A 26,820-nucleotide genomic window follows, 5' to 3' on the forward strand; every position below is an offset into this window, starting at 1 on the left:
CGCAGGTGCAGAGGTGAATTCTCTTGCACAATACGCGGCGTCCGGTGACACGCCGGGCTTAACTTGCAAGAGTCCAATCGAATGAACAAGACCGAACTGATCGAACACCTGGCTTCCAAGCACGAACTGACCAAGGCCGAAGCTGGCCGCATCCTGGAAACGCTGCTGGACGCCGTGGTCACTACGGTGAAGAAGGGTGGCCAAGTGTCCATCCCGGGCTTCGGCTCCTTCAAGCAGCACGCTCGTGCCGCCCGCACCGGCGTGAACCCCAGCACCGGCGACAAGATCAAGATCGCCGCCGCCAAGCTGCCCAAGTTCACCCCGGGCGCTGGCTTCAAGGCCGCCGTGGACCCGAAGGCTGCTGCCCGCAAGGCTGCCGCCAAGCCTGCAGCGAAGCCGGCCGCCAAGCCCGCAGCCAAGAAGGCCGCCAAGAAGTAATTTCTCGGCAGCCCTCCTCTGCTGAAGACCCTTTGAGGTCTTCCCACAAACCCGGCTTCGGCCGGGTTTGTTTTTTTGCTTCTACAGTTGCTGCATGTCCGCCTCGTCGCTTCGCGTGCTGTCGCTCATCCCGCCGATGACGCAGCTCAACACGCCCTACCCCTCCACCGCCTACCTCACCGGCTTTTTGCGCTCGCGCGGCCAGCACGCCACGCAGCGGGATCTGGCGCTGGGGCTGGTGCTTCGGCTGTTCTCTCGCGAAGGGCTGAAGCAGATCCTGGCGGCGGTGCAGGCCATCCCCGCACCGGACCGCGGACTGGCCTCCACCCATTTCGTGCAGGAGTTCGACCGGTACTTTTCCACGATTTCAGCCACCATGGCGTTTCTGCAGGGGCGAGACACCACGCTGGCCCACCGCATCAACACGCGCGGATTCCTGCCGGAGGGCGCCCGGTTCCAGTCGCTGGACGTGTATGTCTCGGAAGAAGGGGAAGACCCGCTCGCCTGGGCCTTTGGTGCGCTGGGGCTGCAGGACCGGGCCCGTCATCTGGCGACGCTGTATCTGAATGATCTCGCGGATGTGCTGCGGGAGTCGATTGACGCCCGGTTTGAATTCGTTCGTTATGCCGAGCAGTTGGCCACCAGCCAGCCGACCTTCGACCCCTTGCAGGAGGCCCTGCAGGCCGCCCCGAATCTGGTGGACCAGATGCTGGAGCAACTGACGCTGGAAGCGCTGGAAGCGGAACAGCCGGATGTGGTGCTGCTGTCGGTGCCCTTCCCCGGCGCCGTGTATGCGGCCTTGCGCATCGGCCAGACGATCAAGCGCGTACGCCCCGGCGTGCCGGTGGTGCTGGGCGGTGGTTTTGTGAATACCGAGCTGCGCGAGCTGACCGAGACGCGACTGTTCGATTACGTTGATTACGTCACCCTGGACGCCGGTGAGCGCCCGTTGCTGGCGCTGCTGGAGCATCTGGCCGGCCAGCGCGGGCCGCAGCGCCTGGTGCGGACCTTCGTCCGGCGTGCGGAGACGGAGGCGGCGGGGGATGGCGGGGATGGCGCTGCCGGGATGGGCGCCCGTCCGGGCAGCCAGGTCGTGCGATACATCAACTTTGCCGAGCCGGACGTGCCCTTCGAGGACGTGGGCACGCCCACCTGGGAGGGGCTGCCGCTGGGCAGCTATCTGTCGCTGCTGGACATGCTCAATCCGATGAACCGGCTGTGGAGCGACGGCCGCTGGAACAAGCTGACCGTGGCCCATGGCTGTTATTGGAAGAAGTGCAGCTTCTGCGACATCACGCTGGACTACATCTCGCGGTATGAAGCCGCGTCCGCCAAGACCCTGGTCGACCGGATTGAAGCCATCGTGCGCGAGACCGGCCAGACCGGTTTCCATTTCGTGGATGAGGCCGCGCCCCCCAAAGTGCTGCGCGCACTGGCGCAGGAACTGATCGACCGCGGTGTCTCCATCAGCTGGTGGGGCAATGTGCGCTTTGAAAAGACCTTCACGCCGGAGCTGTGCCAGTTGCTGGCCGACAGCGGCTGCATCGCCATCAGCGGTGGGCTGGAAGTGGCGTCGGACCGGCTGCTCAAGCTGATGCAGAAGGGGGTGTCGGTGGAGCAGGTGGCGCGGGTGACACGGGCCTTCACCGAATCCGGCATCCTGGTGCATGCCTATCTGATGTATGGGTTCCCGACGCAGACCGTGCAAGACACGGTGGATGCGCTGGAATATGTGCGCCAGTTGTTTGAAAACGGCTGCATCCAGAGCGGCTTCTTCCACCGCTTCGCCTGCACGGTGCATTCACCGGTGGGCAAGAACCCCGAGGCCTTCGGGGTGGAACTGCTGCCCTTGCCGCCGTCGCCGTTCGCCAAGAACGATGTGGGGTTTGTTGATCCCACCGGGACCGACCACGACGCGATGGGCGAGGCGCTGAAGAAGGCGCTCTACAACTTCATGCATGGCATCGGGCTGGAGCAGGATGTGCGCCGCTGGTTCAGCGTGCGGGTGCCCAAGCCGAAGGTGCCGCGCGATTTCATCGGGCAGGCCTTGAACGGCTGAGGCGGGACGGCAACCACCCTCCCCCTCATGGCGACATCAACGGCAGTCCGTAGATCCGGCCACCGCCGATCAGGCCACCACCGACAGCGATGAGCCGCTGCTGTCGGACTCTTGACTGTTCATCAGCGACAGATAACCCTCGGCCAGGCGCTGCAGCATGGCCTCGGTCTTGGTGCTGCTGGAGGAATCGTCGTCCTTGGGCGGCGGTGGTGGCGGACGCTGTCCGGACGCCCGGTCGGCCTCCATCGCGTCCTGCATCTTCTCCTTGAACGCGGACTGCTCGGCGCTGCTCAGGCTGCCGTCCCCATCGGTGTCGATGGCGGAGAACAATTGCTTGACCTCGTCGGTGGCATCGCTGAGACCGAATTCATCGGCACTCACGCTGCCATCACCATCGGAGTCCAGCGAAGCAATCGGGTCTTGATCCGCACCCGGGGGGCCGTTGGGCGGGGGCTGCTCACTGGAGAGCGCCTGCTGCAAAGCCTGCAACTCTTCGGCGCTGACCGTACCGTCCTGGTTGGTGTCGAGCGCATCGATCAGCGCCTGGGACGTCGACGTCGTACTGCTGACGGTCGAGCTGTCGTCGTCATCGTCATCGCTGTCGTCATCGCTGCCGTCTGAGCTGCTGGCGGCAAACTGCTGGGTGCTCATGAACATCATGAGCTCGGGCGGAGGCCCTGGCGGCGGGCCCGGGGGCGGCCCTTCGGGCGCCTCCGACTCATCCGTCGTTTCGGTGGTGGATTCGCTGCTCAGCGTGAGCGTGGCACTCTCGGTCACGGAAGCGCCGTTGACCTTGAGATGCTGGCTGATACGCGTAGCACTCCAGCTGCTGCCCGTCGATGAAAGCACATTCATCTTGATGCTCCTTTCAGTGAACTGGAGGGACTCGGGCACCAACCGGTGTCAGCACCCACCGCCTCCAATCCCTGTATCGGACAGGGTTACTCCGGTATGAATGGCGGCTTTGTAGGCACTTCTTGTCAGGCTTGACACAATCACTGCGCCAAGACGTCAGGCCACTTGCATTCGGGCGAATGACAACCTGACCGCCTCGTGCTGGTGCAGTCAGGAGAATCCATCAGGGGAATCCATCAGGCGGATGGAGGCGCGATCACCGCTGGGTCAGGGCGACCGCGTGGACTCGACCGCTCAGCGCAGCGGCGGATCAAACAGGTAGCCAACGCCCCGCACGGTGCGGATCAGCGGCGAACTCGGGTCGTCATTGAGCTTCTGACGCAGGCGCGAGACCATCAAATCCACACTGCGCTCCAACGCCGTCACGCCGTCGCCACGCGCCAGGTGAAGCAGTTCCTGGCGCTGCAACACGCTGTGCGGCCGCTCCAGAAAGGCCCGCAGCAGCTTGTATTCGCTCTGGGACAGCACCACACAGAAGCCCCCGGGGCCGGAGAGCCGGCGTGTCATCGGTTCCAGCCGGAAGCGGCCGAACATCAGGACCTCGGCCGGATCCCCTTCACGCGGGCGCAGCAGCGACTTGATGCGGGCCTGCAGTTCTCGCGGCTCGCCATCCTTGGGGACCACCGCATCGGCGCCGCGCTCCAGCGCCAGCACGCGCTCCAGCGTGCTGTCGTGCTGGAGCAGCACGATCACCGGCAGCCGGGACCGCTGACGCAGGCGGCCCAGTGCCGACCAGCCAGCCTCGCGTGCATCACTGGGGTCCAGCAGGCACAGGTCCACCGGCAGCAAGGGGATGCGGTCCAGCAAGGCGGGTTCGCTGCTGTCCGTCACGCGGTACCCCCAGGCCCGCAACAACGCGGCACAACGCAACCGGGCGTGGCTGTCCGGGTCCAACAGCAGCAGATGTGTGCCGGTGGCGGGATCGGGGAATAGAGAACTCATTGTCGGCTGGGCACAAGTGGTTACTGCGCCAAGACTATGCCGACAGAATTGTTTTTGGAGGCGGAACTAGGCCGTTCTCACAGTGCTTTTTACCCTCGCTTTACGAGAGTGATACATGACCGCGTATGCAGACAAAATCAAGCACCACTGAACCATTATTTCGGGCGATTGGCAGATTCTCTTAAGCATTTTTCGCCCTTTTGCGCTTTCCAGCTTTCACTTCGTGTTGCCAAGGGCCAGGCGTTTCGCCCACTCCATTTTTCCACGCCTTTCTTCCACTCCTTTTTTCCACGCCCGTTCTCTCGTCTATTCCACTCCCTATCCCAATCCCACTCCCAATCCCTATTCCACTCCCAATCCCTATTCCACTCCCTATCCCTCTCCCTATTCCACTCCTCTTCTCACGCCTATTTCCGCGCCCACTTCCGCGCCCACTTCCACCCCTTTCATCGCCTGCGCAATTCGTCCATTGTTATGCGCTGCTGCCCTGGATCTGTGCCCGAATGGGACTTCGTTTCTCGTCCAAGGACGATGCGCAGAGGCAATGCGCTGGGAGATCCGCGCCCCTCCCCAGGATGGGAGGTTCTGCTCGGCTACAATCACCCTCAACGCTACGGCCACAGTCTTGCCGCAGCCTGATGTTTTGAGTGCTTGTTCAAGGCCTGCCAGCCCCCTTTGGCGCCAGATGCCCTGACCTCTCTTCACAGCGATCTCCACAGCAGCCGAAGACTGGCACCTCCTCACGGGACGGTGTGCTGCACATGCCCAGCGTGGGCACCACAACAAAGCAGCCTATGAGTTTTGATGCACTGGGACTCTCCCAGCCCCTGCTTCGCGCCATTGCCGAAGTTGGATACTCCTCTCCTACCCCTATCCAGAGCCAAGCCATTCCCGCTGTTCTCAGCGGTGGCGACCTGATGGCCGGCGCCCAGACCGGCACCGGCAAGACAGCCGGTTTCACCCTGCCCTTGCTGCAGCGCCTCTCGACCGGCAAGCCGGTGCGCGACGCTCGCGGCCGCGTGGCCGTGCGGGCCCTGGTGCTCACACCCACCCGTGAACTCGCCGCCCAGGTCGAAGAAAGCGTGCGCACCTACGGCAAGTACCTGCCGCTCACCAGCATGGTGATGTTCGGGGGTGTCGGTATGCAGCCGCAAATCGACAAGCTGCGCAAGGGCGTGGACATTCTGGTGGCCACCCCGGGCCGCCTGCTGGACCATGCGCAGCAAGGCACGCTGGACCTGTCTCATGTCGAGATTCTGGTGCTGGACGAAGCCGACCGCATGCTGGACATGGGCTTCATCCACGACATCAAGAAGGTGCTGGCCCTGCTGCCGCAGAAGAAGCAGAGCCTGCTGTTCTCGGCCACCTTCAGCGACGAGATCAAGGCACTGGCCGACCGTCTGCTGGACAAGCCGGGCCTGATCGAAGTGGCGCGCCGCAATGCAACGGCCGACACCATCGCGCAGAAGATCCACCCGGTGGACCGCGACAAAAAGAAGGAACTGCTGGCCCATCTGATCCGTCAGCATGACTGGCATCAGGTGCTGGTGTTCACGCGCATGAAGCATGGCGCCAATCGCCTGGCCGAGTTCCTGGACAAGCAGGGCATCACCGCCATGGCCATCCACGGCAACAAGAGCCAGGGTGCGCGGACCAAGGCGCTGGCCGAGTTCAAGAGCGGCGACCTGCAGGTGCTGGTGGCGACCGACATCGCTGCGCGCGGGATCGACATCGACCAGCTGCCCCACGTGGTGAACTACGAGTTGCCCAATGTGTCGGAAGACTACGTGCACCGTATCGGCCGTACCGGCCGTGCCGGCGCGCAGGGCGAGGCCCTCTCTCTGGTGTGTATCGACGAGGAAGGCTTCCTGCGCGACATCCAGAAGCTGATCAAGCGCGAGATCCCCCGCGAGGTGGTGCCTGGCTTCGAGCCGGACCCGAATGCCAAGCCGGAGCCGATCGTGATGGGCCGCATGGTGCTCAACGGCGGCCTGGGCAAGTCCGGCGGTTCGCCGCGCCCCAGCGGTGGCGGTGGCCAGCGCCGTGGCGGTGGAGGACGTGACGGTGGGCGCGAAGGTGGGCGCGAAGGTGGACGGGATAGCAGCCGTGCCGGTGCCACCGGTGGCCAGGGACGTCCGGGCGCCAGCCATGGCGCCAGCCGTTCGGGGCAAGGTCAAAGCCAGGGCCAAGGTCGTGGCGGCCAGGGTGGCGGACGCCCTGCGGGCAGCGGCGGTGGTGCACCGTCGGGCCGTGCCGGTGCGCCTCAAGGCCAGGCTCGTCAAGGCCAGGGCCAGGGCCAAGCTCGTCAAGGGCAGGGCCAAGGGCAGCCGCGTCAAGGTGATCGTCGTCCGTCGGGCGCCTCCGGCAACGGCGGCCGCTCTTCCGGCGCCGCACTGACCCGCCCCAAGTCACAGAACTGAGCGCCCCCTCGCAGGGTGGGAGCCGAGGCCAGCCCTGGCTGCCTCGCTCCGGCCCAGATGCGGATGGCGGTGCGCCACCGCGCGAGACGTGCCATCGGCCCGCCGTCAGCACGCGCGCACTGAAGGCCTGCCATAGCAAGAAGCGATCCCCCGGGGTCGCTTTTTTATTTCCAGGACGGCATCCGTCATCCGTCATCCGTCATCCGTCATCCGCCATTCGTCATTCGTCATTCCTCGTCCGCCCTTCAACAGCCCTCGCCCACCGCCAGGCGTTCCGGCTGCAACACCGCTCCCGCTCACGGCATACTCGCGGCCGTAAGCCATGAAGACCGCGCCCATCCTCCCGGCTGTTGTTGATTTTTCCGACGCCAGCACCCCTTTCTCGCCGACCTACGGCGACTACTACCACACGCCCTCTGGCGCCATCGGCCAGGCGAACCACGTCTTTCTTGGAGGCAATGGGCTGCCTGGCCGCTGGTCAGGGCGCACCCGCTTCGTGGTGCTGGAGACCGGCTTCGGCCTCGGCCACAACTTCCTCGCCACCTGGGCGGCGTGGCGCGCCGACCCCGCGCACTGCGACCACCTCATCTTCATCAGCATCGACAAGCACCCGCTACGACGGGAGGACCTGGCGCGGGCCCATGCCCAGTCGCCGGAGCCCGAGTTGGCCCAGGCGCTGCTGGCCGAGTGGCCCGTGCTGAGCCCCAATCTGCACACCCTGGATTTCGAGGGCGGTCGGGTCCGGCTGCTGCTGGCCCTGGGTGATGTGCTGGCGTGGTTGCCCGCGTTGGTGGCCCAGGTGGATGCCTTTTATCTCGACGGCTTCGCGCCTTCCAAGAACCCGCAGATGTGGGAGCCGGAGGTGTTCAAACAGTTGAATCGCCTGTCCGCGCCAGGGGCAACGGCGGCCACCTGGTGCCTGGCCCGGCGTTTGCATGAAGGGCTGGCAGCGGTCGGCTTCCGGGTGGAGCGTGTGCCGGGTTTTGCACGCCGCCGTGAAATGACCAGCGCCTTTTTCGAGCCGCGTTTTCGGCCGTCACCAGCCCCGGGGCGCATTGCCGCTGCCGCCGGGGCGCGTGAAGTGCTGGTGGTGGGTGCGGGGCTGGCTGGGGCTGCATGCGCGCGTGCGCTGCGGCGTCGAGGCCTCTCCTGCACGGTGCTGGAGGCCGGGTCAGCGCCGGCCGGGCAGGCCTCCGGCAATCCCGGCGGGCTGTTTCATGGCACCTTGCATGGCGATGACGGTCCCCATGCCCGATTCAACCGAACGGCCGCGCTGGCGACCGAGCGGGAACTGCGCCGGCTGGCGCCGTCCCTGCCCTGGCTGCAATGGGGGCTGCTGCGGGTGGAACGGGACGAGCTGACGGATGCCCGTCTGGCGCCGATGCAGCGGCTGCTGGCTGCCACCGGGCTGCCGACCGACTATGTACAGGCCCTGACCGCCGACGAAGCAAGCCGGCACGCCGGGCTGCCGCTGGCGCAGCCCGCCTGGTTTTTTCCGGGCGGTGGTGCGGTTTCGCCCGCAGCGCTGATTGCGGCCTGGCTGGCGGAAGCCGGTGTGGCGCCACGCACGGACGCTGCCGTGGCTTGCTTGCGTCGAATCGACGCAGGCCCCGCCCCCCGCTGGCAAGCGTGTGATGCACAAGGGCGCGTGCTGGCCGAAGCGGATGCGGTGGTGCTCGCGGCGGGCACGGCCAACGATCGTTTGAGTGCGCCTTGGCTGGCGGGCCCCGCCTGGCCCTGGCTATCCCAACGTGGGCAGCTCAGTGTGGCGGCTGCGGGTGCGGCTTCAGCGCTGCCCACAAGGCCGGTGGCTGGTGTGGGTTATGCCCTGGCGCTGCCGGACGGCCGCCTCTGTTTTGGTGCCAGCGCCGATGCCGGCGATGCAGAGCCGGCGCTACGCATGGCGGATCAGGTCCAGAACCTGCAGCGGCTGGGTCAGTTGCTGCCCCGCTTGCGGCTGGCCGACCACACGCCTTCCGATGCAGCCGACGGCGGCCTGCTTCCATTGCAAGGGCGTGTCGGATGGCGCAGCCTGGTGCCGGACCGGCTCCCCATCGTCGGTGTGTTGCCCAGCGCCGTCCCCACCCAACGGGCCGAGCAGGCGCGTTTCTGGCCGCGACATCCGGGGCTTCTGATCTGCGGAGGGCTGGCGTCCCGGGGCATCACCTGGGCCACCCTGTGCGGCGATCTGCTGGCGGCTCAGATCACCGGGGAACCGCTGCCGTTGGAATCGGATCTGGTGGACATCCTGGACCCGGCGCGCTTCGGCGCGAAGTTGCAGCGGCGCTTGTGCTGAGCACCTGAGGTGGCCTTCACGACGCCACGGCCCACGCCGGCTGCCCCGGCTGTGTCGGAGACACCAGAGCGCTGCTGACCGTGCGCGACACCAGCAACGGAATGATGGTGCCAAAACCCAAGCGCTGGAAATGCTCCGAAGCGCGGTGGGCGTCCAACCCCGCAGCATCGGTGTACTGCTCCAGAATCACGAAGCGGTCCGGGTCCTGGGGCGAACGGTAGTAGTCGTAGGAGAGATTGGCGGGCTCCTGACGGGTCGCGGCCGTGAGCTGACCCAGCAGTTCACTGACCTGGTCGCCATGGCCCGGCTTGGCGTGGTAGTAGGCGATGACCTGCAGATACGGTGCGGCGGATGTGTCGGACATAAAGACTCCGGGGATGCGAAACACTCCGACCGATGCTGCCTGAAACACAGCGACCCCGTCGTCACCGAGGGCCTCACATTGCGCGCCTGTCGCACGACCGCTTGACTGACACCGGCCCAGGGCCTCGCCGCGGGCCGATTCGTGGAATTGTTGACTCAAGTCTTCCCACGTCCAGCCGATAAGGCCCGAAGATGCCCCGCTTCGGGGCACTGGACCTCATTTCGCCTCAAAAAAGGGAGCAAAAAAACGTGATCACTTCCATTGCAGGCCGCTCCATCGGCCAGCGCCTGGGTCTGGTGCTGGGCTTGGTGCTATTGATTTCTTTCGTGGGCTCGGGCTTGAGCTATGTGGCGCTGAAGCGTGTGGCGGAAGACACCAGCAGGATGTTCAATGATGACCTGATGGCTGAGCGCGCCGCCAGCGACTGGTTCCGCAACATCACCAACGGCGTGAACCGCACCACCGCCATTGCCATCAGCTCGGACACCAGCCTGACCGAGTTCTTCGCTGCCAGCGTTGCCGAATCGACCAAACAGGCGGGTGAACTGCAGAAGAAGCTGGACGGCTACATGAAGACGCCAGACGAGCGCGTGCTGTTCGAGAAGCTCGGTGAAGCGCGCAAAGCCTATCTCAGCACCCGCGACGCGGTGATGGCGGCCAAGAAGGCCGGTGAAGCGGACAAGGCTCGCCAGATCTTTGATCAGCAGTTCCAGCCTGCGGCGACGAAGTTCCAGGAGGGCATCCAGGCGATCGTGCAGAACCAGCGCAGTTCCCTGGACGATGCGGCCAAGAAAGTGGACAGCTCCAATTCGAATGCCCGCACCAACCTGCTGGTGTTCTCGTTGATCGCGCTGGCGCTGGGCGTGTGGTTTGCCGTGACGCTGACCCGTTCCATCACCCGGCCGCTGCGCGGTGCCGCAGGCGTGGCCGACGCCATCGCCCATTTCGACCTGAGCCGTCCAGTGCCGCGCGGCGGTGCCGATGAAACCGGCCAGTTGCTGGGGTCCTTGAGCGGCATGCAGGAGCAATTGCTGAAGTTGATCGGCGACGTGCGCAGCTCTGCAGAGAACATCGGCACGGCCAGCGCCGAAATTGCCACCGGCAACCATGACCTGAGCGCTCGCACCGAGCAAACCGCTTCCAACCTGCAGCAGGTGGCGGCGTCGATGACGCAGCTCACCGGCACGGTGCGCCAGACGGCCGACAGCGCCATGACGGCCAATCAGTTGTCCAGCTCGGCAGCGGAGACCGCGCAACGCGGCGGTGCGGTGATGGGAGAGATGGTGGCCACCATGGGCGCCATCTCGGAGAGCTCTCGCAAGATTGCCGACATCATCGGTGTGATCGACGGCATTGCCTTCCAGACCAACATCCTAGCGCTGAATGCGGCCGTGGAAGCGGCACGGGCCGGTGAACAGGGCCGTGGCTTCGCCGTGGTGGCCAGCGAGGTGCGCTCCCTGGCGCAGCGGAGTGCGGAAGCCGCCAAGGAGATCAAGTCGCTGATTGGCGCCAGCGTGGACAGGGTGGAAAACGGTTCCCGTCTGGTGGCGGACGCAGGCGGCACCATGACCGACATCGTGGCGAGCGTTCAACGCGTGGCAGACATCATTGGCGAGATCAGCGCTGCGGCTCGCGAGCAGAGCGACGGGATCAACCAGGTCAATGCGGCTGTGGGCCATCTGGACCAGATGACGCAGCAGAACGCCGCGCTGGTGGAGGAATCCGCCGCTGCTGCAGAAAGCCTGAAGGAGCAATCTCAGCGGCTTGCCAGCGCGATCTCGGTGTTCCGGCTGCGCTGAGCACGGCTTGGCGCAGCGATCTGCGCCTTCGATATGAAACAAGGGGCCGAGGGCCCCTTGTTTTTTGGTGCGGGTTGCTGCTGCGGCTTCTGGCGCTTTTGGCGCTTTTGGAGCTTTTGGAGCTTCTGGCGCTTCTGGCGCTTCTGACCCTTCAGAACGTCAGGGTCTTCACACCGGTCGACGTGCCCAGCAGGCAGACCGACGCTTTGTTGCGGGCAAACACCCCCACCGTCACCACGCCCGGCCATTGGGTGACTTCGGCCTCAAACGCTGCGGGGTCGGTGATGCCCAGGCCCCGCACATCCAGGATGTGGCAGCTGTTGTCGGTGACGCAGCCCTCGCGCAGCGTGGCTTGGCCTCCCATCGCAGCGAAGCGCCGGGCAATCTGCGCGGCCGCCATCGGAATGACTTCCACCGGCAGCGGGAAACGGCCCAGCGTGTCGACCAGCTTGCTCTCGTCGGCAATGCAGATGAAACGCTCGGCCAGGTCGGCCACGATCTTTTCGCGCGTCAGCGCGGCACCGCCGCCCTTGACCATGTGGCCGCGATGATCGATTTCATCGGCCCCGTCGATGTACACCTGCAGCGACTGCACCTCCGAAGCCTCCAGCACCGGAATTCCCAGCGCCTTCATCCGCTCGGTGCTGCGCACCGAGCTGGACACCGCGCCGGCAATGCGGACGCCACTCGCGGCCAGGGCATCAATGAACTTGTCCACGGTGGACCCGGTCCCGACGCCCACGATGGTGTCCGGCGTCACGTACTGCAATGCGGCTTGGCCAACCAGGGTCTTCAATTCGTCTTGGGTCATGGGAGCACTCGTGCGGAAATGGGGAAGAAAGTGAGGAGAAAGAGGGGGGAGAGCAAGCCCGCCATTATCGCGTCCCGCTCGCTGAGCCGGACGCCCAGCCACTCAGACGACCGCAATCCAAGGGCCGCAATCCAAGGGCCACAAACGATGACCACAGCCCACAGCAGCAAGGAGCCCAGGCACTGGCACGGGCGCCGACTGAGCGCATCGAGCCGTGGCCCCCAGCCAAGCATGCGCAACTCAAACACCAGCAAGCTCCCGAACAAGGTGGACAGCCCGATCAGATGGACCGTCTCCAATGCCGGGTAGACCCAGGGATGGGACGCCAGGGAGGACAGGGAGCTGAGGTCCAAGGCGTCCATCGGACGGGTTATGCCAGCGGGCGCACGGGCTGCTCGCGTCGTTGCCGCACCGCTGTGGCGAGATCACGCAGCAGCGGCTCGGTCTGGCTCCAGCCCAGGCAGGCATCGGTGATGGACACACCGGGCAGCAGATCGGCCTTGGTCTGGCCGGGCATCAGGTCCTGGCGGCCCGGCTGCAGATGGGATTCGATCATCACCCCTGCCACACGACGATCACCACCAGCGATCTGGCCGGCCACATCGCGCCCCACATCGATTTGACGCTCAAACTTCTTGGACGAGTTGGCGTGGGAGAAATCGATCATCAGCTCCTGCCGCAGGCCTGCGGCCTTCAGCGCCTCGGCGGCGGATTGCACCGAGGCCGCGTCGTAATTGGGCGCCTTGCCACCGCGCAGGATCAGGTGGCAGTCGTCATTGCCGCGGGTTTCGAAGATGGCGGCCATGCCCATCTTGGTCATGCCCATGAAGGCATGGCTGGCGCGAGCCGCCAGCACCGCGTCCGCAGCGATCTTGACCGACCCGTCGGTACCGTTCTTGAAGCCCACCGGACAGGACAGGCCAGAAGCGAGCTGGCGGTGGCTCTGGCTTTCGGTGGTGCGCGCGCCGATGGCGCCCCAGGCGATCAGGTCGGAGATGTATTGGGGCGAGAGCAGGTCCAGGAATTCGGTGCCGGCCGGCAGGCCCAGCGCCGTAACGTCCAGCAGCAGTTGGCGCGCCAGACGCAGACCTTCGTTCATGTGGAAGCTGCCGTCCAGATGCGGGTCGTTGATGTAGCCCTTCCAGCCGACCGTGGTGCGAGGCTTCTCGAAGTAGACCCGCATGACGATGAGCAGATCTTTCTGAAGCTCCGAACGCAAGTCCTTCAGCAGGCGGGCATAGTCCATCGCCTGGCCGTGATCGTGGATGGAGCACGGACCCACCACGCACAGCAGCCGGTCATCCCGGCCATGCAGCACATCGCTGATCTCCTGACGGGCGGACTCCACGATGCGGAGCGAAGCTTCCGGCAAGGGCAGTTCATCCAGCAGAAGCGCCGGGGAGATGAGGGGACGCACGGCGCCAATGCGGGTGTCGTCGGTACGGGTGGAATCGCGGGTGGCGTCGGCGCTGCCGACTTCGCGGTCCTGCTGCGGATGGTCAAGAGTGTTCATGGCGGTGGGCGGTGGGGCCGGTAACAGAGCCGGTGACTGCGCCGATTATCCGCGCCCAGCGTCCATCGAGGGGCCGACCTCCCTCCCGCAGGGGGCTCCCTCTCCTCCAAGCGCAGGAATTGAAGGGAAAAGGAGGCACCGGCGCGGGGCCCTAAAATGCCGCCATGTCCCTGATTCCCTATTCCCTTGCGCGCCCCTTCCTGTTTGGTCTTGATGCTGAACATGCTCACGAAGTGACGCTGGGCACCATCGCCCGCCTCCAGAACACACCGGCCCAATGCGCATGGGCCCAGACCCGTGTCAAGGATCCGGTCACCGTCGCCGGCCTGCGCTTCCCCAACCGGATCGGCCTGGCTGCCGGGCTGGACAAGAACGGCCGCTGCATCGACGGCCTGGGCGCCATGGGTTTCGGGTTTGTCGAAGTGGGCACGGTCACGCCCAAGGCGCAGCCGGGCAATGACAAGCCCCGCATGTTCCGCCTTCCCCAGAAGCAGGCGCTGATCAACCGCCTGGGCTTCAACAATGAAGGGCTGGACAGCTTTGTGCGCAACGTCCACCGCTCCTACAGCTTCCGGGCTGCAGGAGGGCTGCTGGGGCTCAACATCGGGAAGAATGCCGCGACGCCCATCGAGCATGCCGTCGACGACTATCTGCTCGGCCTGGAGGGGGTGTACCCGCATGCGGACTACATCACCGTCAACATTTCCAGCCCCAACACCAAGAACCTGCGCCAACTGCAGAGCGACGAGGCGCTGGACGCCCTGCTGGGCCCGCTGCAGACCCGCCGTCTGCAACTGCAGGACAGCACCGGGCGCACGGTGCCGCTGTTCGTCAAGATCGCGCCCGATCTGGACGAGGAGCAGGTGTCGGTCATTGCCGCCAGCCTGCGCCGCCACGGCATTGATGGCGTGATTGCCACCAACACCACCATTTCGCGTGATGCAGTGAAGGGCCTGCCGCATGCGGAAGAAACCGGGGGGCTCTCCGGGGCGCCGGTCTTCGAAGCCAGCAATCGGGTGATCCGGCTGTTGCGCTCGGCGCTGGGCCGAGACTTCCCCATCATCGGCGTGGGCGGTGTGCTCAGCGGCGAAGATGCCCGGGCCAAGCTGCAGGCCGGCGCCGATCTGGTGCAGCTCTACACCGGGCTGATCTATCGCGGTCCGGCCCTGGTGCCGGAATGCGCAAAGGCGATGGCGCGGCTGTAAGACGTCTCAGCCAGCGGCCCAAGTGACCAACCCGGGTCGGCCCGGGCGGTTCCGCATTGGCCCACCCGGGCGCCAGGTCCGGCCGCCGCAACCCAACGCTGATTCCAGCCCTGATGAGCAAGGTGCGGCTCCGTCAGACTCGGGCCATGCGCCTGATCCATTACCTCGCCCTCAGCTCGAAATGTTCACCGGCGTGATGTACCTCGCGGCGGTGGTGGCCCGCCTGATCGGGCTGACCCTGCTGGACCATTCCCGGGAAGGGCGTCACCGGCTGGGGCGCTCACCGGCAGCGCGCAGGCCCCTTGTGACAGCCGGTGAAGCGGACGTGCCCGAGGACCCCACCCGCAGGGACCGCTGAACACACAGCCGAACACACAGCCTCAGCGCCCATCCCTTGGGCCCACGCGATCTCAGGCCGGCAGCACCCGCATGACCTTCTGCAGGCCTTCCACCACCTTGCCCTTTTTGGCTCGCTTGCCGGCGTGGCCGGCGAGGGCTGCGCCCTTGAGCACTTCCTCCTTGGCCTTGCCGCCTCGGCCGCTGCCCTGCACCAGCAGCGCCTGGGCAAACGCCGCCACACTGATCAGCGCATCCTTGGCTTCCAGATCCATCAGGGTGAGGCCTCGGCCCCCCTTGGGCTGATGCTTCAGCTCGTCCATGGGGAAGGTGAGCATCCGACCGTTCAAGGTCAGGCAGGCCAGTTGATGGGCGCCCGCCGGCACCACCGCAGGCGGCAGGGGCAGTTCCTGCCCTTCCAGGCTCAGGAAGCTCTTGCCCGCCTTTTGACGGCCCACCAGGTCGCCCACTTCAGCCACCAGGCCAAAGCCGCCCGTACCCGCCAGCACCAGACGCTGTGATGCCGCGCCTGCGAAGTAATGGGCGATTTGAGTGCCGGACTCCAGCTCAATCAGCGTCGTGATCGGCTGCCCGTCGCCACGGCCGCCCGGCAGCGCCGACACGGGCACCGAATAGGCCCGGCCGTTGCTGCCCAGCACCACCAGCGGGTCTACCGTACGGCATGGGAAGACGCCGTAGAGCGAATCGCCGGACTTGAAGGCCAGCGCCGCCGGATCCACCTCGTGCCCCTTGAGCGCACGCACCCAGCCCTTCAGGCTGACCACCACCGTCACCGGCTCGTCCACGATGCGGACTTCGGCCACGGCGCGCTTGTCTTCCTGGATCAGCGTGCGGCGCTCGTCGCCAAACTGCTTGGCATCGGCCTCGATTTCCTTGACCACCGTGCGGCGCAGCGACGCCGGGTTGGACAGGATTTCTTCGAGCTTGGTGGCTTCCTCGCGCAGTTGCTTGAGCTCCTGCTCGATCTTGAGGAACTCCAGTCGCGCCAGTTGGCGCAGCCGGATTTCCAGGATGTCTTCCGCCTGCCGGTCGCTGAGCTTGAAGCGCTCGATCAGGGCGGGTTTGGGCTCATCCGAATTGCGAATGATCCGGATGACTTCGTCGATGTGCAGCAGGATCTGATGGCGGCCTTCCAGCACATGGATCCGGTCACGCACCTTGTCCAGACGGTGCTGGGTACGGCGCGTCACGGTGCCAAGGCGGAACTGCAGCCATTCCGTCAGGATGGTGCGCAGCGTCTTCTGCATCGGCCGGCCATCCCCCCCCACCATCGTGAGGTTCAGCGACGCCGACGTTTCCAGGCTGGTGTGCGCCAGCAGCGTGTTGATCAGGTCCTGCTGGTCGATGGTGCGGCTCTTGGGCTCGATCACCAGACGCACCGGCGCGTCCTTGCTGGATTCGTCCCGCACCTTATCCAGCACGGCCAGCACGGTGCCCTTGAGCTGCAATTGCTCCGGCGTGACCGTCTTCTTGCCGGCCTTCACCTTCGGGTTCGTCAGCTCTTCGATTTCTTCCAGCACCTTCTGGGCGCTCACCCCGTGTGGCAACTCGTTGACCACCAGCTGCCACTGGCCCCGCGCCAGGTCTTCGATCTTCCAGCGGGCCCGCAGCTTCAAACTTCCGCGGCCATTGCTGTAGGCGGTGCGGACCTCTTCGGCGGAGCTGATCAGCTGGCCACCGCCCGGGTAGTCCGGGCCGGGCAGCAGGCTGAACAATTCGTCGTCGCTGAGCTTGTCGTTCTTCAGCAGCGCCACGGCCGCTGCCGCCACTTCCCGCAGGTTGTGGCTGGGCACTTCGGTGGCCATGCCGACCGCAATGCCGGAGGCGCCGTTGAGCAGCACAAACGGCAGGCGGGCCGGCAGTTCCTTGGGCTCTTCAAACTCGCCGTCGTAGTTGGGCTGGAAATCAACCGTGCCCATGTCCAGCTCGTCCAGCAGCAGGCGGGCATAGGGCGACAACCGGGCTTCCGTGTAGCGCATGGCGGCGGCACCGTCACCGTCGCGGCTGCCGAAGTTGCCCTGGCCGTCAATCAGCGGATAGCGCTGGCTGAAGTCCTGAGCCATGCGCACCAGCGCGTCATATGCGGCCTGGTCTCCGTGCGGATGGTATTTACCCAGCACATCACCCACCACCCGGGCACTTTTCACCGCCTTGGCTCCACCCGTCCCGGCGAAGGCCAGGCCCATGCGTTCCATGGTGAAGAGGATGCGGCGCTGCACCGGCTTCTGGCCGTCGCTGCAGGCCGGCAGGGCACGGCCCTTCACCACCGACAGCGCGTATTCGAGATAGGCCTGCTGGGCATATTGCGCCAGCGTCAGCGAATCCCCCGAGGGAGTGTTGCCCGTGGGCTTGGGATCGAAGTCAAACGTCTCTTGGGTCATCGGGTTCACCGGCCGGGCCGGTCATCTGGATCTGGGTCTGGCGCCACCTGGTGTCAGGCAGCGGATGAATTCATGGGGCGTCCACCGGCTGGAGCGTCATCTGCTGCGCCTGGGCGCCCATGCGCCGTTGCAGCAGGGCCCAGTACAGCTCCAGGACCAGGTGGACATGCGCCTGGGTTTCGTCGATGTCGGGCACGCCCCCGCCCGCGCGGCGGACGGGGGCTTCACCGGCGTTCCACGCGGCCAGGGCGCCGTCGATGCGCCCGAAGCGGCGGATGAGATCGGCCAGCATGCGTGCGCCGATCAGAATGTTGGTGCGGGCTTCCAGCAGCGCGGAGGGCCGGCGCAGTTCATCGGATGTGCCATACCGCTGGGCGCTGACCAGGGTGAGCTGCATCAGCCCCGTGGCGCCGCGTGGAGAGACCGCATCGCTGCGAAAGCCCGACTCCACCGCAATGATGGCCTTGAGCAGTTCCATGTGGACGCCGGTCTGGGCCTCGGCCTCACGCAGATAGGGCGTCACCGCTTTCACTTCCGGCGCGATGTCCAGCCAGGTCAGCAGCCGCGAACCGTTGTCCGTCTTGCCGGGCACCCGCTGGGTGGGGCTGGCCGCCGAAAAGATCGGTTGATAGCGGGTGTCGACGCGGGTTGGTGCGAAATGGGCCGTGCCGTTGCCATCCACATAGCCCCAGAGTTCAGCACGCCCCGCCTGCGCCTGCAGCGACAGGCCGGCCAGGGACAGCAGCACGGCCGCTCGGGTCAAGGTCATGACGGCTCCCTTCCCTGCGCCTGGCGCGATTCGAATTCGCGGCGCAGCAGCGACATCACGATGAGATCGTCGAAGACCTCGGCGCCCTCCGGGCCCACCTCGCCTTCGATCCGCACGGATTCCCTCAGGCGGCCTTCTTCCACAAAGCCTTCACTGACATACAGCTGCCGGGCGTGCTCATTGCGGCCTTTGACATCCAGCCAGAAGCGGTGCGCGCCCAGCTGGGCAAAGGCCAGGGTCTTGAGCTTGCGTACGCACGCCCGGCCCACGCCCAGCCCCTTGGGCAGCAGCACGATGCGCTTGAGCTCCACCGACCGGTTGGGGCTGCGGCAGCCTTGCAGAATCACGAAGCCGGCGCTGGTGGCGTCCAGCTCCACGATGAAATGGCGCGCATCCGGAAATCGCACGGCGCCTTCGTGCTGGGTCCGCTCCCACGGCGTGATGAACGGGCGGTTGGCGGCGTCCTGCTCCACCCCCACGACGAAGTCCAGGTCGGACAGCATCGTCGGGCGCAAGGTGACCCGGGTGTGGAGCGTCATGGCCACGCCGCTGTGCTTACACGTCCACTTCGATGGAATCGCCGTGCAGCTCCATGAGCTCGCGGCGGGCGGCGGCTTCACCCTTGCCCATCAGCTTGTTGATGGCGCCTTCGGTGTCACCGAAATCGAAGTCCCCGTAGGCCACCTGCAGCAGGCGACGGGTTTCCGGATTCAGCGTGGTGTCCCACAGCTGTTCCGCATTCATTTCGCCCAGGCCCTTGAATCGGCTGATGCTCCAGCTGCCCTCGCGGGCACCTTCCTTGCGCAGTTTGTCCAGGATGGCGTGCTGCTCGGCTTCGTCCAGCGCATAGAGCTTGGCGGCCGGTTTCTTGCCCCGCGCTGGCGCGTCCACGCGGAACAGCGGCGGCCGGGCCACGTAGACATGGCCGGTGGCGATCAGCTTGGGGAAATGGCGGAAGAACAGCGTCAGCAGCAGCACCTGAATGTGGGCACCGTCCACGTCCGCATCCGACAGGATGCAGATCTTTCCATAACGCAGCCCGGAGAGGTCCGGTTCGTCGTTCTTGCCGTGTGGGTCCACGCCGATAGCCACGGAGATGTCATGGATCTCGTTGTTGGCGAACAGCCGGTCCCTTTCCACTTCCCAGGCATTCAGCACCTTGCCGCGCAGCGGCAGGATGGCCTGGGTTTCCTTGTCACGGCCGAGCTTGGCGGAGCCCCCCGCCGAGTCCCCTTCCACCAGGAAGAGTTCGTTGTGCAGCAGGTCGGTGCTTTCACAGTCGGTCAGCTTGCCGGGCAATACGGCCACACCGCTGCTCTTGCGCTTTTCCACCTTCTGGGCGGCACGCTGGCGTGTCTGGGCCTGCTTGATGACCAGCTCGGCCAGCTTCTTGCCGTGCTCCACATGCTGGTTGAGCCACAGCTCCAGCGCAGGCTTCACAAAGGCAGAGACCAGGCGCAGCGCATCCCGCGAGTTCAGGCGCTCCTTGGTCTGGCCCTGGAACTGCGGATCCAGCACCTTGGCCGACAGCACGAAACTGGCACGGGAGAACACATCGTCCGCCATCAGCTTGACACCCTTGGGCGCCAGCGCATGCATTTCGATAAAGCCCTTCACGGCTGCAAACAGGCCGTCCTTGAGGCCGGACTCATGGGTGCCGCCCGCCACCGTGGGGATCAGGTTCACATAGCTTTCGCGCATGACCTGGCCCTCTTCGGTAAAGGCCACGCACCAGCTGGCGCCTTCGCCCTCGGCAAAGTTCTCGCTCTCGGAGGCCGAGGCGTATTGCTCACCTTCGAAGAGCGGAATCAGCGGGTCGGCAGGCAGCGACTGCATCAGATAGTCACGCAGTCCGCCCTTGTAGGTCCAGGTCTGCGTGTCGCCGGTCTTTTCCTGCGTCAGCGTGACGGTCACGCCGGGCATCAGCACGGCCTTGGAACGCAGCAGATGGACCAGTTCGCCCTTGGGCAGGTCGGCGCTTTCAAAGTATTTGCCGTCCGGCCACACCCGCACGGTGGTGCCTTGCTTCCGGTCACCCGCCTTGAGGTCGGCCTTGCGGGTGCGCACCGGCTCGATCACATCGCCGCCAGAGAAAGCCAGTGTGGCCACCTGGCCTTCGCGGAACACAGTGACTTCCAGCCGCTTGGCCAGTGCATTGGTCACCGACACGCCCACGCCGTGCAGGCCGCCGGAGAAGCTGTAGGCGCCGCCAGAGCCCTTGTCGAACTTGCCGCCCGCATGCAGGCGGGTGAACACGATTTCGACCACCGGAACCCCTTCTTCCGGATGCAGGCCGTAGGGAATGCCGCGACCGTCGTCCTCGATGGTCACCGAACCGTCGGTGTGCTGGATGACGGCGATGCGCTTGCCGTGCCCGGCCAGCGCCTCGTCGGCGGCGTTGTCGATCACCTCCTGAATGATGTGCAGGGGGTTGTCGGTACGGGTGTACATGCCCGGGCGCTGCTTGACGGGCTCCAGACCCTTCAGAACGCGGATCGAGCCTTCGCCGTAGCTGCCGGGGGAAGTGACTGCTTTGGTTGCCATGGGGCGGGATTCTAGGGGAGCTGCAAGGCGGCCGCAGCTTGTCGGCCGGCCGGGGTGAGGAAGGAATTGGCCTTATCGAAAGGCAGGGCCCATGCGTCCTTCCCCTGGTAGCCCCCACGGCACGCCGGTTCTTGGCGCAGACAGCGGCCATCACAGCACGGCGCAGGGCGGCCAGGGAGGAATTCAGTCCTGGAAGCAGGGAAAAGCAAGCCGTGGCATCGTCAGTCCCAACCAGCGCAGCCGACCCTAACCGCTGCGTTACCGAACCCGTCCGAGGGCGCTGTTCAGAACATGCGGTTACTTCGATTCCCGATGTACGGTTACATGCTGTCGTAGCATCGGCGGCTGGTTTCAAGGTTCCCGCCTGATGTTCAAGTCCCTTCGATTCGCGGCCGCTCTGCTGGCCCCACGGGTTGGCGCCGCAGCCCGCACCCGCATCGCCGCTGCGGCCGCCCGGACGGGCACCGCCCTGCTCGCCCTGCTCGGTCTGCTCGGCCCACTCAGCCTCGCGGTTGCGGTGGCCCCGGCTGCAGCCGCCGACTTCAAGGCCAGCCCGGAAATGGCCATCGAGCTGCGCCATGCCCAATGGTTTGATGGCGACAAGCTGCAGCGCGGCTCGCTTTACATCGAAGACGGCGTCTTCACCGCCCAACGGCCCAAGAAGGTCAACCGGATGATGGAGTTGCGGGGCCAGACGCTGGTGCCGCCGCTCGCAGAAGGCCACAACCACAACCTGCAGAGCGCCTGGGGGCTGGAGCGCTTCGGCCAGGACTATCTGCGCGACGGTGTGTTTTATGCCGCCATGCTGTGCGCCGACCCTGCCGCCATCGACCCCATCCGCAGCCGCATCGACCAGCCGGACGCTCCGGATGTGCTGTTTGCCACCGCCTGCATCACCTCGTCCGACGGCCAGCCGCTGGCCATGCTGCAGTCGGCCCAGCCCCCGATGACGCTGGACCAGATCGTGGACAAGGCGGTGCTGGTCATGGACATCCCGGCGGATGTCGCCCGCAAATGGCCACTGGTGCGGGAGCGCAAGACCGATCTGGTCAAGGTCATCATGAGCTATCACGACCGCCCGGAGCTGCGCGAGCAGCCGGACCAGCGCGGCAAGCTGGGCGTGACCCCCGAGGTGATGGCGGAAGTGGTGAGGCTGGCCCATCAGGATGGCCTGCGGGTGGTGGCCCATGTGGAAAGCGCCCGCGATTTTGAAGCGGCCGTGCGGGCTGGCGTGGACTTCATCGCCGAGTTGCCGGGGTATTTCCCACAGCATGGGGAAGCCCCGGAAACCCATGAGATCCCGGCGGAAGTGGCCGTGATGGCGGCCGAGCGCAAGATTGGCGTCATCACCGCGACGGTGGCCACGCAGTTGTTCCAGCTGTCGCCGGAACTGCAGGCCCGCATTGAAGACGTGCAAAAGCGCAATCTGGCCCGGCTGAAGGAAGCCGGTGTCCGGCTGCTGGTGGGCTCCGACCTGTTCACCGGCAATGCCTTGAGTGAAGTCCATCACCTCGACGCTCTGGGCGTGCTGGACAGACCCACCCTGCTTCGCATGGCCACGCAGGACACCCCCCGGGCGCTGTTCCCCAAGCGCAAGCTCGGCTGTTTCGCCCCTGGCTGCGAAGCCAGTTTCCTGGTGCTCAATGCGAATCCGCTGGAAGATCTGTCCGCACTGGACAAGCCCTTGCTGCGCATCAAGCAGGGCCGCGTGCTGACCCAGCTGGACGACGTGGCGGCCACCGCCGGCAATGACAACACCCTGGCGGAGGGTGAGGCGGCGCACCGGGCCTCGGCGAAGTCATCGCGGTCCAGCAAGTCCTCCAAATCGGGCAAGACGGCGAAATCCGGCAAAGCCGCCGCCGCCGGCAGCAAGAGCAGCACAGCGGCCAAGACCAGCAAAAGCACCACCAGCAGCAAGGCCAAGAAGTCCTCCGGCGAGTGATCCAGCCCCAGGGAAGCGCCGCGCCCCGATGCCGCCAGGGACTCGTCGTCCAGGTGTCACCTCGACGGGCCAACGGACGCTACAGTTGGTTCATGAGCTCACCGCCCGCCCCTCCCGCCACCGCCCGCAGCGGTGCCCCGCTCAGCCTGCAGCAGGTGCTGCTGTGCGGCGCCGCCATCGTGACCTTGTCCATGGGCATCCGCCATGGCTTCGGCCTGTGGCTGACGCCCATCACGGTGGAGCGCGGTTGGACGCGGGAAGCGTTTTCGCTGGCGCTGGCCGTGCAGAACCTCGCCTGGGGCATGGCCGGGCCGATCGCCGGCATGCTGGCCGACCGTTTTGGCGCGATGCGTGTGCTGGTGGTCGGCGCCCTGCTCTATGCCGCCGGCCTGGCACTGATGGCGGTGGCCACCACCACCGCAGGCTTCCTCGGCAGTGCCGGGCTGCTGATCGGTCTGGCGCAGTCCGGCACCACCTATGCCGTGGTGTATGGGGTGATCGCACGGCAGATTGCCCCCGAGCGGCGCTCCTGGGCCATGGGGGTGGCCGCTGCGGCCGGATCCTTCGGCCAATTCCTCATGGTGCCGGTGGAGAACTGGCTGATCGGCCACACCGGCTGGCAGAACGCGCTGTTTGCACTGTCGCTCGCGGCCTGCCTGATCATTCCGCTGGCCTTCGGGCTCCGGGAGCCGGAAACAGCCCGAGGCGCCGGCAGCCATCATCAGAGCGTAGGCGAAGCGCTGCGCGAGGCCTTTGGCTACCGCAGCTTCCAGTTGCTGATGCTGGGCTATTTCGTCTGCGGCTTCCAGGTGGTGTTCATCGGCGTGCACATGCCGAGCTATTTGAAGGATCACGGCCTGTCGCCCCAGGTCGCCACAGTCGCCCTGGCGCTGATCGGCCTTTTTAACGTGATCGGCACCTACACCGCCGGCACCCTGGGACAGCACCTGCCCAAACGCTATGTGCTGGCAGCCATCTACGGGTTGCGGTCGGTGGCCATCCTGATTTTCCTGCAGGTGCCGCTGACACCCTGGAGCGTCTACATCTTCTCGGCGGTGATGGGGGTGCTGTGGCTCTCCACGGTGCCGCCCACCAATGCCATCGTGGCCCAGATCTTTGGCGTGCAGCACATGTCCATGCTGGGCGGCTTTGTGTTCTTTAGCCATCAGATCGGCAGCTTCCTCGGTGTGTGGCTGGGCGGCAGGCTCTATGACGCCACCGGCAGCTATGACGTGGTCTGGTGGCTGGCCATCGCGCTGGGTGTGATGGCCATGCTGGCCAACCTGCCGGTGCGCGAGGGCGCCATCGTCCGGGCGCCGCGAGCGGCAGCAGCATGAGCCATGAGCACCATGAGCACCATGAGCACCATGAGGACCTGGCGCACCTGGAGGACCTGGTTGCCATGGCTGATGCGCCTGGCCGCGCTGCTGGTGCTGGCGCTGGTTTTCCTGGCCTACGCCCAGCCTTCACTGATGCAACACTTGGCAGATCAGATCTGGGCCTGCTTCTAGGCCGCTTACATAACAGCTAGGGTGGAGACAACATGGTCGTGATCATCACCGGCGCCTCGGACGGCATCGGCGCGGAACTGGCCCGCCAATGGGCTCAGCGGGAAGGATCCAAACTGTCCCTGGTGCTGGCAGCCCGCAGCGCCGACAAGCTGGCCGCCGTGGCCGCGGAATGCCAAGCCCTGGGCGCCCGCACGCTGGTGCAGCCCTGCGATGTGGAAGACCCGCTCGCCTGCCAGGCGCTGGTCCATGCTGCCCTGGGCGCATTCGGCAGCATTGATGTACTGGTCAACAATGCCGGCATGTCGGCCCACGCCCTGTTCGATGAGGTCAAGGATCTCGCCTGGTATCAGCAGCTGATGCGGATCAATCTGTGGGGCTCCGCCTGGGTCACCCAGGCCGCCCTGCCCGCCATCAAGGCCAGCCGCGGCCGGATCGTGGCCGTGTCCAGCCTGGCCGGTTTGCTGGGCATTCCCGGACGCACCGCCTACAGCGCCACCAAATTCGCCATGACCGGCTTCTTCGAGGCCCTGCGGACCGAAGTGGCGTCGCATGGCGTCAGCGTGACGATTGCCTACCCCGGGGTGGTGAACACCCAGATCCGCCACCGGGGATTCAATGCCCGTGGTGAAGCCTCCGGGCATAGCAGCATGGACGAGCGCGGCGCCATGAGCGTGCAGACCTGCGCCCGGCTGATTCTGGACGGCACCCTGGCCCGGGAGCGGGACATCGTGATGACCGCCAAGGGCAAGCTGGGCCGCTGGCTGAAGCTGCTGGCCCCGGGTCTGGTGGACCGTTTGGCCCTGAATGCGCTGAAGCGGGAGCAACGCCCTCAATGACCGATGTGATGCCCCCTTCCCCTCCCCCTCCTCCGCCCCAAGCAGCCGCGACTTCATCCGCAACGGCTGCCGCACTGTCCTCCCACCCTTCACCCGCCCCCGCCAGTGACTGGGTGCTGCGCTGGCGTCAGGCCTGGGAGCGCCCTGGCAGCACCGCCCTGGATGTTGGTTGCGGCCACGGCCGCCATGTCCGGCTGCTGGCGGGTGCGGGTGTGCAGGTCACCGGCGTGGACCGTGATGCGGAGGCCCTCGCCGGCCTGCGCGAACTGCCTCAGGTCGAGATCATCCAGGCCGACATTGAAGCCGGCCCCTGGCCGCTGCAGGGCCGCCAGTTTGATCTCGTCCTGGTCACCCACTATCTCTGGCGCCCATTGCTGCCGCTGATCAAAGCGGCCGTGGCGCCGGGGGGCTGGTTGATTTACGAAACTTTTACCGAGGGACAGCAGACCATCGGCCGCCCGTCCCGGCCCGACTTCCTGCTGCGCCCCGGTGAGCTGCTGAGCGTCTGCGAAGGTTTCCGGGTGGTGGCATTCGAAGACGGATTTCTTGAGCCGGCGTCCGGCGCGTTGCCCTTGCCCACCGGGGAGACTCCCCCGGTCAACGGGCGTTATGTCCAGCGCGTTGCTGCGGTGCATGCCAGCGGCGACGGGCCCTCCCAGCCCCCCCGGTACCGGCTGAATCCCTGACCGGCGCCTGGGTCTTCCCCCCAATCCGGGCGGCGCTGATCGGGTCCGGTGGGTCCCCCAGCCACCGACTGGCCGGGGAAGCGCCGCCGCTTCAGTAGAATCCGTCAGATCTCGAGGAATCCTCAATGAACGCAATTGTTGGCAGCATCGTCGCCTTGGTGACGCCGATGCATGAAGATGGCCGTATCGACTTCGACGGGCTGCGCGCCCTGATCGACTGGCATATCGACCAGGGCACGGACGTGATCGGCGTGGTGGGCACGACCGGTGAATCGCCCACCGTCACGATGGAAGAAAACCGCGAGGTGATCCGGGTGGCCGTGGAGCACGTCAAGGGCCGCAAGCCGGTCCTGGCCGGCACGGGTGCCAATTCCACCGCCGAAGCCATCGAGCTGAGCCACTTTGCCAAGCAGGTTGGCGCGGATGCCACCCTGTCGGTGGTGCCTTACTACAACAAGCCCTCGCAGGAAGGCATCTACCAGCACTTCAAGGCCATCGCCGAAGCGGTGGACATTCCGATGATGCTGTACAACGTGCCGGGTCGCACCGTGGCGGACATGAGCCCGGAAACCGCCGTGCGCTGCGCCTCGCTGCCCGGCGTGTTCGGCATCAAGGAAGCCACCGGCAACATTGAACGGGCTGCCTGGCTGATCAAGCATGCGCCCAAGCACTTCGGCATCTATTCCGGCGATGACGGTACCGCCGTGGCCCTGATGTTGCTCGGCGGCCGCGGCCATGTCAGCGTGACGGCCAACGTGGCCCCACGTGACATGCACGCCATGTGCATGGCCGCCATCGAAGGCCGTGTCCGTGAAGCGACCCAGCTGCACTTCAAGCTGCTGGGCCTGCACAAGCAACTGTTCTGCGAACCCAGCCCGGCGCCCACCAAGTGGGCCCTGAACCAGCTGGGCCGCTGTGGCAACCATCTGCGCCTGCCCCTCACCCCGCTGACGGCCCAGGGCCAGCAGCTGGTGGGTGCAGCCATGAAAGAAGCGGGCCTGATCTGATCCCCCACGGTGGCTCAGGGGTGGC

The 26,820-nt window shown here is 65.9% G+C and carries 22 protein-coding genes; 13 read left to right on the forward strand and 9 right to left on the reverse strand.

What is annotated here, in order from left to right:
• The first annotated feature begins 63 nt into the window (after positions 1-63).
• Positions 64-438 (forward strand): HU family DNA-binding protein, encoded by a 375-nt coding sequence (locus OU995_RS22330; RefSeq protein WP_420714751.1) that lies wholly within the window; start codon positions 64-66, stop codon positions 436-438.
• Positions 439-532: 94 nt separating this feature from the next.
• Positions 533-2,497, forward strand: coding sequence for a B12-binding domain-containing radical SAM protein (locus OU995_RS22335; RefSeq protein ID WP_267832338.1), 1,965 nt, complete (start codon positions 533-535; stop codon positions 2,495-2,497).
• Positions 2,498-2,566: 69 nt separating this feature from the next.
• Here the strand turns inward: OU995_RS22335 and OU995_RS22340 are convergent, their stop codons facing one another.
• Together OU995_RS22340 and OU995_RS22345 are read right to left on the reverse strand one after the other, a co-directional pair.
• Complete coding sequence (locus OU995_RS22340) at positions 2,567-3,352, reverse strand: EF-hand domain-containing protein (RefSeq protein ID WP_267832339.1); 786 nt, start codon at positions 3,350-3,352, stop codon at positions 2,567-2,569.
• A gap of 294 nt (positions 3,353-3,646) precedes the next feature.
• Complete coding sequence (locus OU995_RS22345) at positions 3,647-4,354, reverse strand: winged helix-turn-helix domain-containing protein (protein WP_267832340.1); 708 nt, start codon at positions 4,352-4,354, stop codon at positions 3,647-3,649.
• A gap of 794 nt (positions 4,355-5,148) precedes the next feature.
• Here OU995_RS22345 and OU995_RS22350 point away from each other — a divergent pair.
• On the forward strand, positions 5,149-6,774 hold the full coding sequence (locus OU995_RS22350; protein WP_267832341.1) for a DEAD/DEAH box helicase: 1,626 nt from the start codon (positions 5,149-5,151) through the stop codon (positions 6,772-6,774).
• Positions 6,775-7,096: 322 nt separating this feature from the next.
• Complete coding sequence (gene mnmC, locus OU995_RS22355) at positions 7,097-9,070, forward strand: FAD-dependent 5-carboxymethylaminomethyl-2-thiouridine(34) oxidoreductase MnmC (RefSeq protein ID WP_267832342.1); 1,974 nt, start codon at positions 7,097-7,099, stop codon at positions 9,068-9,070.
• Between the two features lie 16 nt (positions 9,071-9,086).
• On the opposite strand, the gene OU995_RS22360 is transcribed toward mnmC, so the two are convergent.
• Positions 9,087-9,434 (reverse strand): putative quinol monooxygenase, encoded by a 348-nt coding sequence (locus OU995_RS22360; RefSeq protein ID WP_267832343.1) that lies wholly within the window; start codon positions 9,432-9,434, stop codon positions 9,087-9,089.
• Positions 9,435-9,682: 248 nt separating this feature from the next.
• Between OU995_RS22360 and OU995_RS22365 the strand changes: the two genes are divergently transcribed.
• Positions 9,683-11,233, forward strand: coding sequence for a methyl-accepting chemotaxis protein (locus tag OU995_RS22365; protein WP_267832344.1), 1,551 nt, complete (start codon positions 9,683-9,685; stop codon positions 11,231-11,233).
• 151 nt (positions 11,234-11,384) lie between these two features.
• Here OU995_RS22365 and rpiA read toward each other — a convergent pair whose 3' ends face one another.
• Together rpiA and OU995_RS22375 are read right to left on the reverse strand one after the other, a co-directional pair.
• Positions 11,385-12,044 (reverse strand): ribose-5-phosphate isomerase RpiA, encoded by a 660-nt coding sequence (gene rpiA, locus OU995_RS22370; RefSeq protein ID WP_267832345.1) that lies wholly within the window; start codon positions 12,042-12,044, stop codon positions 11,385-11,387.
• 370 nt (positions 12,045-12,414) lie between these two features.
• Positions 12,415-13,557, reverse strand: coding sequence for a 3-deoxy-7-phosphoheptulonate synthase (locus OU995_RS22375; protein WP_267832346.1), 1,143 nt, complete (start codon positions 13,555-13,557; stop codon positions 12,415-12,417).
• Between the two features lie 164 nt (positions 13,558-13,721).
• Between OU995_RS22375 and OU995_RS22380 the strand changes: the two genes are divergently transcribed.
• Positions 13,722-14,762: a quinone-dependent dihydroorotate dehydrogenase gene (locus OU995_RS22380; RefSeq protein ID WP_267832348.1), complete on the forward strand. Its 1,041-nt coding sequence runs from the start codon at positions 13,722-13,724 to the stop codon at positions 14,760-14,762.
• Between the two features lie 181 nt (positions 14,763-14,943).
• Positions 14,944-15,120, forward strand: coding sequence for a hypothetical protein (locus OU995_RS22385; RefSeq protein WP_267832349.1), 177 nt, complete (start codon positions 14,944-14,946; stop codon positions 15,118-15,120).
• 52 nt (positions 15,121-15,172) lie between these two features.
• Here the strand turns inward: OU995_RS22385 and parC are convergent, their stop codons facing one another.
• The 4 genes from parC to OU995_RS22405 form a co-directional block, all read right to left on the reverse strand.
• On the reverse strand, positions 15,173-17,500 hold the full coding sequence (parC, locus tag OU995_RS22390; protein ID WP_267832350.1) for a DNA topoisomerase IV subunit A: 2,328 nt from the start codon (positions 17,498-17,500) through the stop codon (positions 15,173-15,175).
• Between the two features lie 70 nt (positions 17,501-17,570).
• On the reverse strand, positions 17,571-18,269 hold the full coding sequence (locus OU995_RS22395; RefSeq protein ID WP_267832351.1) for a lytic transglycosylase domain-containing protein: 699 nt from the start codon (positions 18,267-18,269) through the stop codon (positions 17,571-17,573).
• Positions 18,266-18,808, reverse strand: a complete 543-nt coding sequence (locus OU995_RS22400) for a GNAT family N-acetyltransferase (RefSeq protein ID WP_267832352.1) — start codon at positions 18,806-18,808, stop codon at positions 18,266-18,268. The genes OU995_RS22395 and OU995_RS22400 overlap by 4 nt, the downstream gene beginning before the upstream one ends.
• Before the next feature lie 16 nt (positions 18,809-18,824).
• On the reverse strand, positions 18,825-20,813 hold the full coding sequence (locus OU995_RS22405) for a DNA topoisomerase IV subunit B (protein ID WP_267832354.1): 1,989 nt from the start codon (positions 20,811-20,813) through the stop codon (positions 18,825-18,827).
• A gap of 367 nt (positions 20,814-21,180) precedes the next feature.
• Between OU995_RS22405 and OU995_RS22410 the strand changes: the two genes are divergently transcribed.
• From OU995_RS22410 to dapA, 6 genes are all read left to right on the forward strand, one after another.
• A complete protein-coding gene (locus OU995_RS22410; protein WP_267832355.1) occupies positions 21,181-22,755 on the forward strand; it encodes an amidohydrolase family protein in 1,575 nt (524 codons plus the stop codon).
• A 92-nt stretch (positions 22,756-22,847) separates the two neighbouring features.
• Positions 22,848-24,092 carry an MFS transporter gene (locus tag OU995_RS22415; RefSeq protein WP_267832356.1) on the forward strand — a complete coding sequence of 415 codons (1,245 nt, stop codon included), beginning with the start codon at positions 22,848-22,850 and terminating at the stop codon, positions 24,090-24,092.
• A gap of 3 nt (positions 24,093-24,095) precedes the next feature.
• Positions 24,096-24,266, forward strand: coding sequence for a hypothetical protein (locus tag OU995_RS22420; protein WP_267832357.1), 171 nt, complete (start codon positions 24,096-24,098; stop codon positions 24,264-24,266).
• A 32-nt stretch (positions 24,267-24,298) separates the two neighbouring features.
• Positions 24,299-25,102, forward strand: a complete 804-nt coding sequence (locus OU995_RS22425; RefSeq protein WP_267832359.1) for an SDR family oxidoreductase — start codon at positions 24,299-24,301, stop codon at positions 25,100-25,102.
• 8 nt (positions 25,103-25,110) lie between these two features.
• Entirely contained in the window at positions 25,111-25,788 is a 678-nt protein-coding gene (locus OU995_RS22430) for a class I SAM-dependent methyltransferase (RefSeq protein ID WP_267832361.1), read from the forward strand.
• Between the two features lie 125 nt (positions 25,789-25,913).
• On the forward strand, positions 25,914-26,795 hold the full coding sequence (dapA, locus tag OU995_RS22435) for a 4-hydroxy-tetrahydrodipicolinate synthase (protein ID WP_267832362.1): 882 nt from the start codon (positions 25,914-25,916) through the stop codon (positions 26,793-26,795).
• Positions 26,796-26,820: the final 25 nt, after the last annotated feature.

Source organism: Roseateles sp. SL47, assembly GCF_026625885.1.
Taxonomy (GTDB): domain Bacteria; phylum Pseudomonadota; class Gammaproteobacteria; order Burkholderiales; family Burkholderiaceae_C; genus Roseateles.